Consider the following 16,996-nt stretch of genomic DNA (forward strand, 5'->3'; position numbering starts at 1 on the left):
GTCAGAACAGATCCATGATGCGCCAGCCTGCCGCGGCGGCGTGGTGGCGCAGGCGATCGTCCGGGTTGGTGGCGATCGGCTCGGAGACTTTTTCCAGCAAGGGCAGGTCGTTGGCCGAGTCGCTGTAGAAGGTGGTCGTTTCGAAGTGGTCCCACTGCGCGCCCTGGCTCCTGAGCCAGGATTCGACGCGGGTGATCTTGCCTTCGCGGAAGCTGGGCACGCCGTGGACCTCGCCGGTGAACTGGCTTTCCGGCTTGCCGTCGATGGTGGCGGGCTCGGTGGCGATCAGGTGCTTGATGCCGAAGGCCGCGGCGATCGGCGCGGTGACAAAGCTGTTGGTGGCGGTCACCACGGCGCACAGGTCGCCGGCTTCCAGGTGCTTGTAGACCAGCGCGCGCGCCTGCGGCGTGATCACCGGGTCGATCACCTCGTGCATGAAGCGCACCCGCATGGCATCGAGCCGGTCGCGCGGGTTGGCCGCCAGCGGCGCCAGCGCAAAGCGCAGGAAGGCCTGGATATCGAGGGTGCCGGCCTTGTAGTGGCCGTAGAACTCGTCGTTCTTCTGCCGGTAGGTTTCCTCGTCGACGACGCCCAGGCGGACCAGGAAGCGGCCCCATTCATGGTCGCTGTCGGTCGGGATCAGGGTGTGGTCGAGGTCAAAGAGTGCCAGATTCATGGGCGGCGATTTTACCTTAAGGCGAGAGGTCGGGCGGGCAGGCAGGCAGGCGCCGGGGCCGCATTGGGTGCGGTATGGGCGCCGATCCGGCGCTAATCCCGGAATTCAGCAAACATTTCACGCAGCAGCGGCAGCGTCACAGGGCGCTTGCGTTCCAGCGAGTAGGTGTCGAGCGCGTCCAGCAGCGCCATCAGGCTGGGCATGTCGCGGTAATGCCGCGTCACAAGCCAGTGCGTGATCTCCGGCGACAGCTGCAGGCCGCGCTCGCGTGCCGCATGCAGCACAGCGGCCTTCTTGTCGTCGTCCGACAGCGGCGCGACCTGGTACACCAGGCCCCAGCCCAGGCGCGTGCGCAGGTCTTCGCGCACCGGCATCGCGCGCGGGGCCAGGCCGCCGGCCACCACCAGCGCGGTGCGCACGTGGGCGCGCACCTCGTTGTAGAGCGAAAACACCGCGATCTGGCGCGCTTCATCCAGCAGCTCGACGTCATCGACGGTGTAGAGGTGGCACCACGGGTCGAACAGGAAGTCCGACAGCGGGTGGTGCGGGCTCAGGTAGCGGCTGCGGATGCCGTGCTGCGGCCCGGCCTCGCATAGCGCGTGCAGCAGGTGGGTACGGCCGCAGCCGACCTCGCCCCACAGGTAGACCAGCCGGTCGCTGGCGTGCTCCTGGGCGAGCGCGGCGGGCAGTTCGCGCAGGCGCTGCACCGCCTCGCGGTTGGATGCCACCACGAAATTCTCGAAGGTCGAAGGCGGCGGGCTGCCCAGCTCGAGCGACAGTTGCTTGGGACGCGGGGACATGACGTATGGCTAACTTGCGGGTGTGGGCAGCAGTGGGGCAGCCGTTATTTTCGGTACAGGTCGCTGGCCAGGTAAACCCGCCGCAGCTGCCGCGCGCCGACCAGCAGCACGGCACAGGTCGGCAGCGCCAGCAGCACGCCGAAGAAGCCGAACAGCTGGCCGAAGGCGAGCAGCGCGAAGATCACCACCAGCGGGTGCAGGCCGATGCGCTCGCCCACCAGGCGCGGCGTCAGGTAGAAGCTCTCGATAAACTGGCCGAAGCCGTAGACCACCGCCACCGCGGCCAGCCCGTACCAGTTGCCGAACTGCAGCAGCGCGGCCAGGATCGCCATGACCAGCCCGACACCAAAGCCAATATACGGGATAAACACCGCCAGTCCCGTGAAGACCCCGACCGGCACGCCGATATCGAAGCCGGCGATGGTCAGGCCGATCGAGTAGATCGCCGCCAGGATCACCATCACCAGGATCTGGCCGCGCAGGTATTGCGACAGCAGCGCGTCGGTCTCGTTGGTCAGTTCGCGCACCTTGGGCACCCAGCGGCGCGGCACCACGCCCTCGATGCGGCGCATCACCATGTGCCAGTCCATCATCAGGTAGAACATGACGATGGGCACGATAAAGACGATGCCGGCCACCGTGATCAGCGCCGAGCCCGACATCTTGACGTAGTTCAGCAACACCACCAGCAGGTCTTCCGGGCTGGCGGAGAAGCGGTCCGACAGCATGTTGCGCAGGCCCGGGAAGTCAAAGCGGATGCGCACGCCGAACTCCGCCAGCCGGGGCGAGACCACGGAGTTGAGCTTCTTCAGCAGGATCGGCAACTGTTCGCGGATCTGCGGGATCTCGCGTTGCAGCACCGCGATCGCCAGCAGTACCAGCATCACGCAGATCACCGTCAGCAGCAGGATCATCAGCGTCACGCCGACCGCGCGCGGCACCCGGCGGCGCTGCAGCCAGTCCACGCCCGGGTTGAGGATATAGGCGAAGATGAACGCGAACAGGAACGGCGTCAGCACCGGCGCCAGCGCGATGATGGCGGCGAACAGCGCGACGGCCACGACGACCCAGAGCAGGATACGCTTGGCCTCTTGGTTCAACAGCGGGGCATTCATCAATAGTTGGGGGGACGGGCGACTGCGCCGTTTGCGGCGGAATCTCGCCGGAAACTGGAAGCGGGGGGCCTCTATCCGTTAAAATTGCAATTCTACTGGACTCGCGCCCGCCTTCCGATGCCAAGCAACGGAAGCCGCAGTGGCCCGAGCGCCGGATTCCTCACTTTATTTCCTCCAGGACAAGCAGGTTCCCATGAGCGCATCCCCGACCGCCGGCCAGGCAGGCCTTTCCTACCGCGACGCCGGTGTTGATATCGATGCCGGCGACGCACTGGTCGACCGCATCAAGCCGTTTGCCAAGCGCACCATGCGCGAAGGCGTGATGGCGGGCATCGGCGGGTTCGGTGCGCTGTTCGAACTGTCGAAGAAGTTCCAGGAGCCGGTGCTGGTGTCGGGCACCGACGGCGTCGGCACCAAGCTCAAGCTTGCGTTCCAGCTCAACCGCCATGACACCGTCGGCCAGGACCTGGTCGCCATGAGCGTCAACGACATCCTGGTGCAGGGTGCCGAGCCGCTGTTCTTCCTCGACTACTTCGCCTGCGGCAAGCTGGACGTGGACACCGCCGCCACCGTGATCCAGGGCATCGCCCGCGGTTGCGAACTGGCCGGCTGCGCCCTGATCGGCGGCGAAACCGCCGAAATGCCCAGCATGTACCCGGACGGCGAATACGACCTGGCCGGCTTTGCCGTCGGTGCGGTCGAAAAGAAGAAGATCATCGACGGCAGCACCATCACCCCGGGCGACGTGGTGCTGGGCCTGGCTTCGTCGGGCGCGCACTCCAACGGTTACTCGCTGGTGCGCAAGATCATCGAAGTGGCCAAGCCGGACCTGAACGCCGACTTCCACGGCCAGCGCCTGCAGGACGCGATCATGGCGCCGACGCGCATCTACGTGAAGCCGCTGCTGTCGCTGATCGAAACCCTGCCGGTCAAGGGCATGGCCCATATCACCGGCGGCGGCCTGACCGAGAATGTGCCGCGCGTGCTGGCGCAGGACGTCACCGCCGTGCTCAAGCGCGATGCCTGGACGCTGCCGCCGCTGTTCCAGTGGCTGCAAGCGCAGGGCCGCGTGGCCGACGACGAAATGCACCGCGTGTTCAACTGCGGCATCGGCATGGTCGTGATCGTGGCCAAGGAAGATGCTGAGCGCGCTATTCGCCACCTGCAAGCGGCCGGCGAGGCCGTGTGGCAGATCGGTGAGATCCGCGAACGCGCCGAGGGCGAGGCGCAGACCATCGTGGTCTGACGACACCGAAGCCTTCCGGCAAGAACGGCGCATGCCTTAGGGCATGCGCTTTTTTTTCGTCCAGCGTACGGCTCATCAGGGTTTACCCAAAGCCTCACACCCGCTTTGTGCCCTGCGCTGCCCGAGTCCCGTTTTCGTGCATCGCACCAAAATCCAGCATGCATCTGCACCAAGTCTGACAAACAATATTTTGCTTGATTGTATGGCGGTTTATCGCCTAATGTACTGAGCAAAGACGCGGCACACGTATGCCGCGTCCGGAGACAACGCCTCCGCGCGATGCCGGCAACCACCGGCGGCGCAGGGCGCAGGCCAGGACCATTGGAGGATCCACCATGCAAGCAGTCAGCATCGACGCAGCGGCAAAAGGCGCGTCGGCCCAGAAGCAGTCCGTCGCGCGCGTCGCCGGGGCCAGCCTCGCCGGCACCACGCTCGAGTTCTACGACCACTTCATCTACGGATCGGCCGCCGCGCTGGTCTTCCCCAAGCTGTTCTTCCCGCAGAGCGACCCGCTGACCGCGACGCTGCTGTCCTTTGCCAGCTACGGCGTGGCCTTCGTGGCGCGGCCGCTGGGCGCGGCGATCTTCGGCCATTTCGGCGACAAGATGGGCCGCAAGTCCATCCTGATCATTACGCTGCTGATGATGGGCCTGGCCACCTTCGGTATCGGCCTGCTGCCGACCTATGCCGCCGCGGGCGCGCTGGCACCGGTGCTGCTGGTGCTGCTGCGCGTGGTGCAGGGCCTGGCGCTGGGCGGCGAATGGGGCGGGGCGGCGATCATGGTCAACGAGCTCGACCCTGAAGGGAAACGGCGCGGCATCCTCGGCAGCCTGGTGCAGCTCGCCGCGCCGATCGGCCTGCTGCTCGCCAACGGCGTATTCGCGCTGGTGACCTGGCAGGTCTCGGAAGAAGCCTTCCTGAGCTGGGGCTGGCGCGTACCGTTCCTGCTGTCGGCGCTGCTGGTGGGCGTCGGGCTCTACATCCGCTCCAACGTGCGTGAATCCAGCATGTTCGAGAAGCTGGAGGAATCCCACGCCGAAGCGCGCGCGCCGATCATGGAAGTGCTGCGCAACTACAAGAAGCAGCTGCTGATCGCCTTCGGCGCGCGGCTGGGCGGCGACATCGCCTTCTATGTGTTCACCCTGTTCCTGCTGTACTTCGTGCCGACCAAGCTGGGCCTGCCCAAGAGCATCGCGCTCAATGCCGTGCTGCTGGGTGCGGTGGCGCAGATCCTGTTCATCCCGGTGGCCGGTTACCTGGCCGACCGCATCGGGCGCCGCCCGGTGCTGATGATCGGCGGCATCGGCGGTGCGGTGTGGGCCTTTGTCTTCTTCACGCTGGTCAAGACCGGCAGCCCGGCTTTGATCATGCTGGCCTCGTTCGTCGGCATGGTGCTGGTGTCGTTCATGTTCTCGCCGCTGGCGTCGTTCCTGCCGGAGCTGTTCGCCACCCGGGTGCGCGTGACCGGTGCTTCGCTCGGCTTCCAGTTCGCTGGTGTGTTCGGCGGCGCGCTGGCCCCGCTGATCGCGGTGGGCCTGCTCGACCGCTTCGGCAGCACCGCGCCCGTTGCGCTGTACCTGGCGGCGGTGTGCGCGCTGATCGCAATCGCCGCGGCGGCCGCGCGGGAAACCAATCGCATGCACCTGTCCGACGCGGACCGCTGAATGCGGACCAAGGCGAGCGGCAGCAACAATCTTCTCGTGAGCAGTATCGTGAAACAGTTCGACCTGATCATCCGCAACGGCACCGTGGTGACCGCCAGCGACACCATGCAGTGCGATATCGGCATCGCCGGCGGCCGCATCGTGCAACTCGGCCACGACCTGGGCGAGGCCGCGCAGACCATCGACGCCAGCGGCAAGCTGGTCTTGCCGGGCGGCGTCGATGCGCACTGCCACCTGGACCAGCCGATGCCGGACGGCCTCAGGATGGCTGACGACTTCCGCACCGGCTCGGTGTCGGCGGCCTGCGGCGGAACCACTACCGTGATCCCGTTCGCCGCGCAGGAGAAGGGCCATTCGCTGCGCGCGGCGGTGAACGACTACCACCAGCGCGCCGACGGCAAGGCTGTGGTCGACTACGCCTTCCACCTGATCGTGGCCGATCCTACCGAGGCGGTGCTGCAGGACGAACTGCCGGGGCTGATCCGCGAGGGCTATTCGTCGTTCAAGGTCTACATGACCTACGACGACCTCAAGCTGAACGACCGCGAGATCCTTGAGGTGCTGTCGGTGGCGCGCCAGGAGGGCGCGCTGGTGATGGTGCACGCCGAGAATTCGGACTGCATCGCCTGGCTGACCGAGAAGCTGGGAGCGGCGGGCAACACCGCGCCGAAGTTTCACGCGCTGGCCCGGCCGATGGCGATCGAGCGCGAGGCCACGCACCGCGCCATCACCTTCTCCGAACTGGTCGACGTGCCGATCCTGATCGTCCATGTATCGGGCAAGGAAGCGGTCGAGCAGATCCGCTGGGCGCGCAACCGCGGCATGAAGATCTTTGCCGAGACCTGCCCGCAATACCTGTTCCTGACCGCCGACGACCTCGATCAGCCCGGCTACCACGGCGCCAAGTGCGTGTGCAGCCCGCCGCCGCGCGATCGCAGCAACCAGGAAGTGATCTGGGACGGCCTGGCCGACGGCCTCTTCACCATCTTCTCGTCCGACCATGCACCGTTCCGCTACGAAGACGCGCAGGGCAAGAAGCCTGGCGGCAAGGAAGTCCCGTTCCAGTACATCCCCAACGGCATTCCCGGCCTGGAAACGCGGCTGCCGCTGCTGTTCTCGGCTGGCGTGGTGGGCGGCCGCATCTCGGTCAACCAGTTCGTCGCGCTGACCTCGACCAACCCCGCCAAGCTCTACGGCCTGCATCCGCGCAAGGGCACCATCGCCATCGGCGCCGATGCCGACCTGGCGATCTGGGATCCGCAGCGTGAGGTGACGATCCGCAACGCCGACCTGCATCATGCTGTCGACTACACCCCGTATGAAGGCCTGCGCGTGACCGGCTGGCCGGTGACCACGCTGGTGCGCGGCAAGGTCGTGGCGCATGAGGGCGAGGTGCTGGCCGAGGCCGGCCACGGCCGGTTCCTGCCGTGCGGCCTGCCGGAGATGGCCAGGCCGCGCTATCGCACCTCGGGTGGCAGCCTGTGACGGCAGCCTTGCCGATGCTTTGACTGAAACGACTGACATGGAACTGACCAACCGCCTGGACGCCACCACTATCGCGGCCCGCGTCGCCGCCGGCCGCCTCGATCCCGCCGAGGTGGTCGCCGCCTTCCAGGCCCGCATCGCGGCGCGCAATGACCAGCTCAACGCCGTGTTCGAGCAGCGCCAGGAACTGGTCGATGCCGACCTGGCGCAGCTGCGCGCGCGCCTGGCGCAGGGCGAGCGCCCGTTGCTGGCGGGCGTGCCGGTGATCGTCAAGGACGTGATCTGGAGCCAGGGCCGTCGCGTCACGCAGGGCTCGCAGCTGTACCGCGACTTCATTGCGCCCGCCGACGCGATTGCGGTCGAGCGCCTGCACCAGGCCGGCGCGATCGTGCTCGGCATGGGCAATACCTCGGAGTTCGCCTGCAAGGGCCTGACCACCAACAAGGTCTACGGGCTGACGCGCCATCCGCTCGATGCCACGCTGACCGCGGGCGGCTCGTCTGGCGGCTGCGCGGTGGCGGTGGCGGCCGGCATGGCGCCGCTGGCGCTGGGCACCGACGGCGGCGGTTCCAGCCGGCGCCCGCCAGCGCATGCCGGCGTGGTCGGCTTCAAGCCTTCCTACGGCGCGATTCCCGATTCGGTCGGCTTTCCCCATGCCTTCAATGGCATCCAGGTGATTGCGCCGATCACGCGCACGGTGGCTGACGCCGAGCTGATGTTCGAGGCGCTGGCCGGCGCCGATCCGCGCGATCCCGATACGCTGGGCTTCTCGCTTGGCGCCGCGCGCCCGCTGCATACGCTGAAGATCGCGGTCAGCCCGCGCCTGGGCCTGGACACCCCGGTCGACGACGATGTCGCGCAGGCCTTCGAGCAGGCCGTGGCCCGGCTGCAGGCCGCGGGCCTGACCATCGAGCGTGCCGACCCGGCCTGGCCGAAGGGCGCCGACGAGGCCGCGCTGATGCCGCTGCAGCATGTCGGCCTGGCCAATCTCTACGGCGAGGCCTGGCGCCGCGACCCGGAGCTGTTCGATCCCGACGTGGCGCGCCAGATCGAGCGCGGGCTGGCCTGGAGCGGCGCCGACGTGGCCCGCGCGCGCGAAGCCAGCCACCAGATCGCGCTGGCCATGGCCGGGTTCTTTACCGGCTATGACCTGCTGCTGTGCCCGACCACCCCGTGCGTGGCGTGGCGCAACGACCGGCTCGGGCCGGAGCGGATCGGCGGCGTGGCGGTGGAGCCGCGCGCCCATGCGGTGTTCACGCCCTTCTTCAACCATGCGCTGGCGCCGGCCATTTCGGTGCCCTGCGGCCATGGCCGCGACGGGCTGCCGGCGGGTCTGCAGATCGCCGGCCCGCGCGGTGCCGACCGCAACGTGCTGGCCGCGGCCAGGCTGGCCGAAAGCGTGCTGGCGCCGTTGCTCAACCCTGCCGGATAACGTCATGCGAATCCTTGTCCTGAATCCGAACACCAGCGCAGGCATCACCGCGCGGCTGATGGCCGCTGCCACCGAGGCCGCGGCCGCCGGCACCGAGCTGGTGCCGCTGACCGCCAGCCGCGGCGTGCCCTATATCGCCACGCGCGCCGAGGCGCAGATCGGCGGTGCCATCGCGCTCGAGATGCTGGCCGAGCACCATGGCCAGTTCGACGCGGCCATCATCGCGGCCTTCGGCGACCCCGGCCTGATGGGCGCGCGCGAACTGTTCGACCTGCCGGTGGTGGGCATGGCCGAGGCGGCGATGCTGTCGGCCTGCATGCTGGGCCGGCGCTTTGCCATCGTGACCTTTGCGCGGGCGCTGGGGCCCTGGTATGAGGAGTGCGTGGACATGCATGGCCTGCGCGGCCGGCTGGCCGGCATCCGCATGCTCGATGGCAGCTTTGCCTCGGTGTCGGACGTGCAGGAAGAGAAGGAAGCCGTGCTGGTGGAACTGGCCAACCGCGCCGTGGCGGAGGATGAAGCCGATGTGGTGATCCTGGCCGGCGCGCCGCTGGCCGGCCTGGCCGCGCGCGTGCGCGACCGCATTCCGGTGCCGGTGGTCGACCAGATGGCCGCCGCCGTCAAGCAGGCCGAGGCGCTGGTCGCGCTGCAGCCGCGCAAGGCCACAGCGGGCACGTTCCGCCGCCCGGATGCCAAGCCCACGCTGGGTTTGCCCGCGGCGCTGGCGGCGCGCATCGAGCACCGCTAAGCCGCCTCGCCGCCGATGACGCCGCGGCTCAGACCGCGGCGAACACCGCTTCCAGATCGACCTTTTCCTCAGCCGGCAGCTCCAGCCGCAGCGTGCTTTCGACATGGCCGAGGTGCTCCGCCATCAGCCGCGCGGCGCGCTCGCCGTCGCCGGCTTCCAGTGCATCGACGATGTCGTCGTGTTCATGGTGCGGGCACGACGGCACGCCCGGCGCGTCATAGAGCGCGATGATCAGGCAGGTCAGCGAGCACAGCTCGCGCATGTACTTGCCCAGGTACTGGTTGCCGGTCATTTCCGCCAGCTTGCAGTGGAACTCGCCCGACAGCCGGATGATGGCGCGGCGGTCGTTGCTGTCGCGCGCCTGTGCTTCCTGGCGCGTGGTTTCGCGCAGCGCGCGCACACCCGGCGCGCCGATGGCGCCGGCCAGGTCGCGCACCAGCGCGGGTTCCAGCAGGTGGCGTGAATGCAGCACCTGGCGCGCTTCGGCCACGCTCGGGCTGGAGACGAAGGTGCCGCGGTTGGGATGCACCGTCAGCACGCCTTCATGCGCCAGCTTGGCAAAGGCCAGCCGCACCTTGGTGCGGCTCACGCCGAACACGCCGCCCAGCTTTTCCTCGACCAGCTTGGTGCCCGGCGGCAGCCGGTGCTCCCAGATCGCGGTCAGGATGCGGTCGGCGATGGCCTCGACCGACGCGCCGCGCGCACTGTCCGCGTCGGTCTCATTGATACCGTCGGTGGCGGGCAGGTCGGCTTTGGTTCGTGGCATGGTGGTTGGCGTTGGCGGCCGGAAAAAAGACAGTCGATGTCGTTATTGTATGGCGGCTCGCCATCAAGTGTATAACAGCGGCGTCGGGCCGGTTGCCGTTCTTACTTCGCGCCGAGCTTGTCCAGCGCCTCGCCGGTCACGCGGCAGATGCGCCAGTCAGGAAGCACGTCGGCGCCCATGGCCTGGTAGAAGTCGATCGACGGCTGGTTCCAGTCCAGCACCGACCATTCGAAGCGGCCACAGCCGCGCTCGACCGCCAGCGCCGCGAGGTGCTTGAGCAGCGCCTTGCCCAGGCCGTGGCCGCGCCAGGCCGGATCGACATAGAGGTCTTCCAGGTACAGGCCGGGCCTGGCCAGGAAGGTCGAGAAATTGTGGAAGAAGAGGGCAAAGCCGACGGCTTGCCGGCCGCCATCGGTGCCGACTTCGACCAGCACCGCTTCGGCATGCGGCGTGGCGCGGAACAGTGCATCCTGGATCTTCTGCGGCGTGGCTTCGACGATATGCGTCAGCTTTTCGTATTCGGCCAGCGCCAGGATCAGGTTGAACAGCGTCTCGCTGTCGGCGGCGGTGGCGGGGCGGAGCGTGAAGGCGGGCTTGGACATGCTGGGTCGGCTCTCCGGAAAACAGGGATTCGGAATTATCGCCTGTGCGTCACTTGCCGCGCCAGCTTGCATGCAATCGGGTCAGTGCCCGAAGTCCGCCAGCTTGCGCACCTGGTCGACATACCCGGGCGCCAGGCAATCCACCACCAGCCGCTCGGGCGTGCTGCGCAGCCAGGTCAGCTGGCGCTTGCACAGCTGGCGCGTGGCGGCGATGCCGCGCTCGCGCATGGTGGCAAAGTCTGCGTCGCCGTCGAGGTACTCCCATACCTGCCGGTAGCCGACGCAGCGGATCGACGGCAAGCCCGGATGCAGGTCGCCGCGCCGGCGCAGCCGCTCGACTTCCTCGATAAAGCCGTTGGCCAGCATCGCGTCATAACGCTGCGCGATGCGCGCGTGCAGCGCCAGGCGGTCCGATGGCTCCAGCGCAATCACGCGGAAGCGCTGGTCCGCCGCGCCGGCAAAGGTGCGCCCCTCGGCCTGGCGCGCCAGCAGCGCCGACATCGGCTGGCCGGACAGGCGATGGATCTCCAGCGCGCGCTGGATGCGCTGCGCGTCATTGGGCGCGAGCCGCGCCGCGGTGACCGGGTCGACCTCGGCCAGCATCGCATGCAGCGCCGGCCAGCCGCGCTCGGCGGCAAGCTGGTCGAGCTCCGCGCGCAGCGCGGCATCGGCCTGGGGCAGGTCATTGAGCCCCTGCGTCAGGGCCTTGTAGTAGAGCATGGTGCCGCCGACGATCAGCGGCACATGGCCGCGCGCGCGGATCTGTGCGATCAGCCGTTCGGCATCGGTGACGAACTGCGCCGCGGAGTAGCTGTCGGCCGGGTCGATGATGTCGATCAGGTGGTGCGGCGCGGCTGCAAGTTCTTCGCGCGTGGGCTTGGCGGTGCCAATATCCATCTCGCGGTACACCAGCGCCGAATCCAGGCTGATGATCTCCACCGGCGCGTCGGCCGCCAGTGCCAGCGCAGCCGCGGTCTTGCCCGAGGCGGTGGGGCCGAGCAGGCAGACCACGGGCGGATGCGTGGCGGAATCGTGGGGTACGGCGGACATCGGAAACCTTGGATGAGTCGTGCGGGCGAGCGGCTTACTGCCCGCGCAGGAACAGCCGGTCCAGCTCGGTCACGGTCAGTTGCACCCAGGTCGGGCGGCCGTGGTTGCACTGGTCGGCGCGCTCGGTCTGCTCCATCTGGCGCAAGAGCGCGTTCATTTCCTCGAGCGTGAGCTTGCGGTTGGCGCGCACCGCGCTGTGGCAGGCGAGGGTGGCCAGCAGTTCGTTGCGGCGCTCGGCCAGCACGCGCGAGCCGCCATAGGCATGCAGGTCGCGCAGCACGTCGCGCGCCAGCGCTTCGGCATCGGCCTGCTGCAGCAGCGCCGGCACCGCGCGCACCGCGAGAGTGGTGGGCGACACCGGGGCGATATCGAAGCCCAGCAGCGTCAGCGTCTCCTGGTGTTCTTCGGCCACGCCGATCTCGACCGGGCTGCCGGGCAGCGTGACCGGGATCAGCAGCGGCTGCACCGCCAGGTCGCGCGCGTCCAGGCCGGCCTTGATCTGCTCGTACAGGATGCGTTCGTGCGCGGCATGCATGTCCACCAGCACCAGCCCGCGCGCGTTCTGTGCCAGCACATAGATGCCATGCAGCTGGGCGATGGCGTAGCCGAGCGGGTGGTCGTCGGGGGCGTCGGCAGGATCGGCAAAGCCGGCGCGCGCCGCCGGCGGCAGCCGGTCCAGCAGGCCGGGCGGGTCGTCGGCGCGTGCCGCCTGGGCGTCGGCCAGCCAGGCCGGCGGCTGCGCCGGGGTGCCGGGCATGGCGCCATAGGGCCGCGCCGCCGGTGCGGCGGCATCGCGCACCATGCCCAGGTAGGCCTGGCGTGGCTGGGCGATGCCGAGTTCGGTCTGGCGTGCCGCGGAATAATTGATCCACTGGCCGCCGCCACCACTGCCGCCGCCATAGCCTGGCCGTGCGCCGGCCGCCGGGGTCGCGCCGCCAGGCGGCAGGGTGATCTCGCCGTCGGCGTCGGTATGCAGGCTGTCGCCGTTCCCGCCGGCCTGCCGCGCCAGGCAGCGCTGCACCGCGTGGTAGACGAACTGGTGCACGGCGCGCGATTCACGGAAGCGCACTTCGATCTTCGACGGGTGCACGTTGACGTCGACCATCTCCGGCGGCAGGTCCAGGCACAGCACATAGGACGGGAAGCGGTCGCCGTGCAGCACGTCCTGGTAGGCGCTGCGCACCGCGTGGTTGAGCAGCTTGTCGCGCACGAAGCGGCCGTTGACAAAGAAGTACTGCTGGTCCGGCCGCCCGCGCGAGGCGGTGGGCAGCCCGGCAAAGCCATACAGGTGCAGCGTGTCGGCCTCTTCGTCCAGTGGCAGGCGGGCGCGGGCAAAGTCATTGCCCAGCACCTGCGCGGTGCGGGTCGCGACGTCGCCGGCATTCCAGTGCTCCAGCGGCTTGCCGTTGTGGTGGACCGAGATGGTCACGTCGGGCCGCGCCAGCGCCACGCGCCGCACCATCTCCAGGCAGTGCCCCAGCTCGGTTTGCTCCGATTTGAGGAACTTTCGGCGCGCTGGCGTGTTGAAGTAGAGGTGCTGCACGTCGACGGTGGTGCCGACCCCGCCCGAGGCAGGCTGCACCGTGCCGGTATCGGCGCTGACCTGGGTGGCATGGGCATCGGCCGCGGTGCGGCTGGTCAGGGCCAGCTGGGACACCGAGGCGATCGAGGCCAGGGCCTCGCCGCGGAAGCCCAGCGTCAGCACCGATTCCAGTTCGTCGAGCGACGCAATCTTGCTGGTGGCGTGGCGCATCAGCGCGACCGGCAACTCTGCCGCAGGGATGCCGCAGCCGTTGTCCGTGATGACGATGCGCCGCACGCCGCCTTCTTCCAACCGGATGCCGAGCTGCGTGGCGCCGGCGTCGAGCGCGTTTTCCAGCAACTCCTTGACCACCGAGGCCGGTCGTTCCACCACTTCGCCGGCGGCGATCTGGCTGATGAGCTGGTCCGGCAGCGGCCGGATCGGGCGCGGCTGCTGGGTGGTGCGCAGGGCGGTGCTGGAGGCGGAGGCAGGCATCCGGCGATTATACGTGGACGCCCGCACGGAGTCGGACGCGCAAAGGCGCCGCAGGTGACGGATTGGCGCGGCGGCTCTTGTATGATTCAGGCCAAGGCGGCCCAGGCCGCATCGGACAGAACGCAGTCAACCAAACCATCAACGGGGAACGACTTGGATCTCGCTTTGCAGCTCATCGACATGCTGGTGCATGTCGACAAATACCTCGGCACGGTCATCGACCAGTACGGCCACTGGGTCTATGCCATCCTGTTCCTGATCGTCTTTGCCGAAACCGGTCTGGTGGTCCTTCCATTCCTGCCGGGCGACTCGCTGCTGTTTATCGCGGGCGCCTTCTGCGCAACCGGCGCCATGAACGAGTGGGCACTGATCGGCCTGCTGCTGGTGGCGGCGATTTCCGGCAATACCGTCAACTACCTGGTGGGCAGCTGGATCGGGCCCAAGGTGTTCGACCACCAGTGGCGCTTCCTGGACCAGGATGCGCTGCGCCGCACCCATGACTTCTATGAGCGGCACGGCGGCAAGACGCTGGTGATGGCGCGCTTCGTGCCGATCGTGCGCACCTTCGCCCCGTTCGTGGCGGGCGTGTCGCAGATGACCTTTGCGCGCTTCCAGATGTTCAACGTGGTCGGCGCCGTGGCCTGGGTGGTCGGCCTGGTCTTTGCCGGCTACTTCTTCGGCAACCTGCCGTTCATCCGCCAGTACCTGAACCTGATCGTGCTGGCCGGCATCGGCGCGGCCGTGGTGCCGCTGGTGCTGGGCGGGCTGTGGAAGCTGGTGCGCGGCAACCGCCGCCGGCCCACGCGCGTGGAGCGCTGAGCCAGTGAGGGGCCGCGCAGCCTTCGCGCCCCTTTTTCACTATGAAGCGGGTTCTTAGTTGAGGCTGCGGCTCATCATCCGCAGCGCCGGCATGCGCTCGCGGATCTGGCCGATATCGGCCGCATCGGGCCGGGCCAGCACATAGGCTTCCAGGTCGGCCAGCGCGGGTCGGAAGCACTCCAGGTTGGCGTACGCCAGCCCCCGGTCGCGCACTTCCTCGATCGAACCCGGCAGCAGGATCACCAGCCGGTTCTGCACCGCCAGTAGCCGCTGCCAGCGCGACTCCTGCAGGTAGATTGCCTTCAGGTTGCGCAGCATGCGCGCGACGATCTCGCGGTGGCTGGCCGCGCGCAGGAACAGGCCCAGCGGCACCTGGCTGGCATCGCTGATGCCTTCGCGCTCCAGGTACGGATCCAGCATTTCCTGCAGCCGTTCCTTCGACAGGGTCTCGCCGGTGAGCGGGTCCAGGATCACCTCGCCGGCAGGAATCGTCATGCGCAGCAGGAAATGGTTGGGGAACGACACGCCCTTGAGCGGCAGGCCGATCTGCTGGCCCAGCTCCATGAACAGCACCGCAAGCGAGATCGGGATGCCGCGCCGCTGGCGCAGCACCACGTTCAGGTAGGAGTTGTCGGGGTCGTAGTAGTCGTTCGCGTTCGGGCCGAAACCCAGGTCGCGATAAAAGAAATGGTTCAGCAGGCGCAGCCGCTGGATCGCGGGGGTGCCTTCGGCGATCCGGCGCTTCAGGCGCAGCGCCAGCACGTCCAGCGCCGCAAGCTCGGCCTGCAGGTCCAGGTCGGGGTAGGCGTCCTGCGCGATGGACAGCGCGGTTTCGGTCAGCGGGATGCCGTTTTCGTCAGCCACGAGGCTGGCGAAATAATCCAGGACTTTGGTGGATGTCATGTCGGTTTCCCGGTGCAGCCGCCGGCACCGCGCGCAGCGTGGGTCACCATTGCCGGCTCGTTAGGTGGCCCATGCGTTGGCAGATTCGCTGGCCCATCAGCCGGCGCGGCGCCTGAAGGCAGAGTAGCGCAGTCCCATGAGCCACAGTGTACCGAAGTAGACCACCGCTGCAAGTACCAGGCACGAAGCCAGCAGCGCGATGCGCAGCAGCGGCGTCGCGCCCAGTCCGATCCAGTCGAAGTTGCGCGCGAACCAGAGCAGCATGCCGGACAGCAGCAGCACCGAGGCGCACAGCTGCGCCAGGAACAGCCACCAGCCCGGCGCCGGCCGGTACAGGCCGCGCCGGCGCAGGCCGAAGAACAGCAGCAGCGCGTTGATGGTGGCGCCGGCGCTGATCGACAGCGCCAGCCCGGCATGGCCGATCCACGGCACGAACGCATAGTTGCAGGCCTGCGTGATCACCAGCACCAGCAGTGCGATCTTCACCGGCGTGCGGATATCCTGGCGCGCATAGAAGCCGGGCGCCAGGATCTTGATCGAAATCAGCCCCATCAGGCCGACGCCGTACGAGACCAGCGCCTGGCGCGTCATCTCGACCGCGTGGGCGTCGAACTTGCCATAGTTGAACAGCACGGCGGTCAGCGGCGCGCCGAACACGAACAGCCCCACCGCGCAGGGCACCGCCAGCAGGAAGGTCAGGCGCAGGCCCCAGTCGAGCAGGCTCGAGTACTCGGCATGGTCGCCCGAGGCGTTGGCCTTGGACAGGCTCGGCAGCAGGATCGTCCCCAGCGCCACGCCCAGCAGCGCGGTCGGGAATTCCATCAGCCGGTCGGCATAGGTCAGGTAAGAGACGCTGCCCGCGGCCAGCCGCGAGGCGATATTGGTATTGATGATCTGGCTGATCTGCGCCACCGACACGGCCAGCAGCGCCGGCCCCATCTGCCGCAGGATGCGGCGCACGCCGGGATCGGACCACGCCGCGCGCAGGTTGAAGCTCAGCCGCGGCATCACGCCCAGGCGCCGCAGCGCCGGCACCTGGATCGCCAGCTGCAGCACGCCGCCGACCAGCACGCCCCACGCCTGCGCGTAGATCGGCTGGTCCATGTGCGGGCCGACGAACAGGGCCGCGATGATCAGGCACAGGTTGAGCAGCACCGGCGTGAAGGCCGGCACCGCGAACTTGCGCCAGGTATTGAGGATGCCGGACGCCAGCGCCACCAGCGAGATCAGGCCGATATACGGGAACATCACCCGCGTCATGAACACGGCCGCGGTATACGTTTCGCTTTGCCCGCGGAAGCCGGTGGCGACCGCGGTCATCACCAGCGGTGCCCCGATCACGCCAAGCAGGGACACGCCCATCAGCACCCAGGTCATGACCGTGGCGACGGCGTCGATCAGTGCCTTGGTCGGCTCGTTGCCGCGCTTGGTGTGGTATTCGCCGAGGATCGGCACGAAGGCCTGCGAGAACGCGCCTTCGCCGAAAATGCGGCGCAGCAGGTTGGGAATGCGGAAGGCCACGTTGAACGCGTCGGTCATCTCCGACGCGCCGAAGGCGCGGGCGATCAGGATCTCGCGCACGAGGCCGGTGACGCGCGAGAGCATCGTCAGGCTGCTGATGGTGGCGAGCGCTTTGAGCAGGTTCAAGGTGCGGGTCGGTGCGGGACGGTGGA

General features: G+C 68.2%; 15 protein-coding genes. 6 read left to right on the plus strand and 9 right to left on the minus strand.

Annotated features, from left to right (window positions below; all coding sequences use genetic code 11):
• Position 1: 1 nt before the first annotated feature.
• The 3 genes from AC3WLE_RS04395 to AC3WLE_RS04405 all read right to left on the minus strand — a co-directional run bounded on the left by AC3WLE_RS04395 (position 2) and on the right by AC3WLE_RS04405 (position 2,591).
• Positions 2 to 676, minus strand: a complete 675-nt coding sequence (locus AC3WLE_RS04395) for a histidinol-phosphatase (RefSeq protein WP_058697802.1) — start codon at positions 674 to 676, stop codon at positions 2 to 4.
• Positions 677 to 768: 92 nt separating this feature from the next.
• Positions 769 to 1,476, minus strand: coding sequence for a DnaA regulatory inactivator Hda (hda, locus tag AC3WLE_RS04400; protein ID WP_492319635.1), 708 nt, complete (start codon positions 1,474 to 1,476; stop codon positions 769 to 771).
• 44 nt (positions 1,477 to 1,520) lie between these two features.
• Complete coding sequence (locus tag AC3WLE_RS04405) at positions 1,521 to 2,591, minus strand: AI-2E family transporter (RefSeq protein ID WP_492319636.1); 1,071 nt, start codon at positions 2,589 to 2,591, stop codon at positions 1,521 to 1,523.
• Positions 2,592 to 2,784: 193 nt separating this feature from the next.
• Between AC3WLE_RS04405 and purM the strand changes: the two genes are divergently transcribed.
• The 5 genes from purM to AC3WLE_RS04430 all read left to right on the plus strand — a co-directional run bounded on the left by purM (position 2,785) and on the right by AC3WLE_RS04430 (position 9,166).
• Positions 2,785 to 3,837 carry a phosphoribosylformylglycinamidine cyclo-ligase gene (purM, locus tag AC3WLE_RS04410; RefSeq protein ID WP_492319637.1) on the plus strand — a complete coding sequence of 351 codons (1,053 nt, stop codon included), beginning with the start codon at positions 2,785 to 2,787 and terminating at the stop codon, positions 3,835 to 3,837.
• 335 nt (positions 3,838 to 4,172) lie between these two features.
• Entirely contained in the window at positions 4,173 to 5,501 is a 1,329-nt protein-coding gene (locus AC3WLE_RS04415) for an MFS transporter (protein ID WP_492357323.1), read from the plus strand.
• A 48-nt stretch (positions 5,502 to 5,549) separates the two neighbouring features.
• Positions 5,550 to 6,986 carry a dihydropyrimidinase gene (gene hydA / locus AC3WLE_RS04420; protein ID WP_492319638.1) on the plus strand — a complete coding sequence of 479 codons (1,437 nt, stop codon included), beginning with the start codon at positions 5,550 to 5,552 and terminating at the stop codon, positions 6,984 to 6,986.
• Between the two features lie 37 nt (positions 6,987 to 7,023).
• On the plus strand, positions 7,024 to 8,418 hold the full coding sequence (locus tag AC3WLE_RS04425; RefSeq protein ID WP_492319639.1) for an amidase: 1,395 nt from the start codon (positions 7,024 to 7,026) through the stop codon (positions 8,416 to 8,418).
• Positions 8,419 to 8,422: 4 nt separating this feature from the next.
• Positions 8,423 to 9,166 (plus strand): aspartate/glutamate racemase family protein, encoded by a 744-nt coding sequence (locus AC3WLE_RS04430; protein ID WP_492319640.1) that lies wholly within the window; start codon positions 8,423 to 8,425, stop codon positions 9,164 to 9,166.
• Positions 9,167 to 9,194: 28 nt separating this feature from the next.
• Here the strand turns inward: AC3WLE_RS04430 and AC3WLE_RS04435 are convergent, their stop codons facing one another.
• The 4 genes from AC3WLE_RS04435 to mutL form a co-directional block, all read right to left on the minus strand.
• The gene (locus tag AC3WLE_RS04435) at positions 9,195 to 9,932 is read right to left on the minus strand and encodes a GntR family transcriptional regulator (RefSeq protein WP_492319641.1); all 738 of its coding nucleotides are present in this window, start codon (positions 9,930 to 9,932) and stop codon (positions 9,195 to 9,197) included.
• Between the two features lie 101 nt (positions 9,933 to 10,033).
• The gene (locus AC3WLE_RS04440) at positions 10,034 to 10,534 is read right to left on the minus strand and encodes a GNAT family N-acetyltransferase (protein ID WP_492357322.1); all 501 of its coding nucleotides are present in this window, start codon (positions 10,532 to 10,534) and stop codon (positions 10,034 to 10,036) included.
• Positions 10,535 to 10,615: 81 nt separating this feature from the next.
• Positions 10,616 to 11,584, minus strand: a complete 969-nt coding sequence (gene miaA, locus AC3WLE_RS04445) for a tRNA (adenosine(37)-N6)-dimethylallyltransferase MiaA (RefSeq protein WP_439668232.1) — start codon at positions 11,582 to 11,584, stop codon at positions 10,616 to 10,618.
• 34 nt (positions 11,585 to 11,618) lie between these two features.
• Positions 11,619 to 13,601 carry a DNA mismatch repair endonuclease MutL gene (mutL, locus tag AC3WLE_RS04450; protein ID WP_492351199.1) on the minus strand — a complete coding sequence of 661 codons (1,983 nt, stop codon included), beginning with the start codon at positions 13,599 to 13,601 and terminating at the stop codon, positions 11,619 to 11,621.
• A gap of 165 nt (positions 13,602 to 13,766) precedes the next feature.
• Here mutL and AC3WLE_RS04455 point away from each other — a divergent pair, with 165 nt between their 5' ends.
• Positions 13,767 to 14,420 (plus strand): VTT domain-containing protein, encoded by a 654-nt coding sequence (locus tag AC3WLE_RS04455; protein WP_035821236.1) that lies wholly within the window; start codon positions 13,767 to 13,769, stop codon positions 14,418 to 14,420.
• Positions 14,421 to 14,474: 54 nt separating this feature from the next.
• On the opposite strand, the gene AC3WLE_RS04460 is transcribed toward AC3WLE_RS04455, so the two are convergent.
• Together AC3WLE_RS04460 and murJ are read right to left on the minus strand one after the other, a co-directional pair.
• A complete protein-coding gene (locus AC3WLE_RS04460; RefSeq protein ID WP_340524264.1) occupies positions 14,475 to 15,323 on the minus strand; it encodes a SirB1 family protein in 849 nt (282 codons plus the stop codon).
• Positions 15,324 to 15,419: 96 nt separating this feature from the next.
• On the minus strand, positions 15,420 to 16,970 hold the full coding sequence (gene murJ, locus AC3WLE_RS04465) for a murein biosynthesis integral membrane protein MurJ (RefSeq protein WP_492340364.1): 1,551 nt from the start codon (positions 16,968 to 16,970) through the stop codon (positions 15,420 to 15,422).
• Positions 16,971 to 16,996: the final 26 nt, after the last annotated feature.

This window comes from Cupriavidus sp. FW306-1B-F12B (assembly GCF_058781795.1).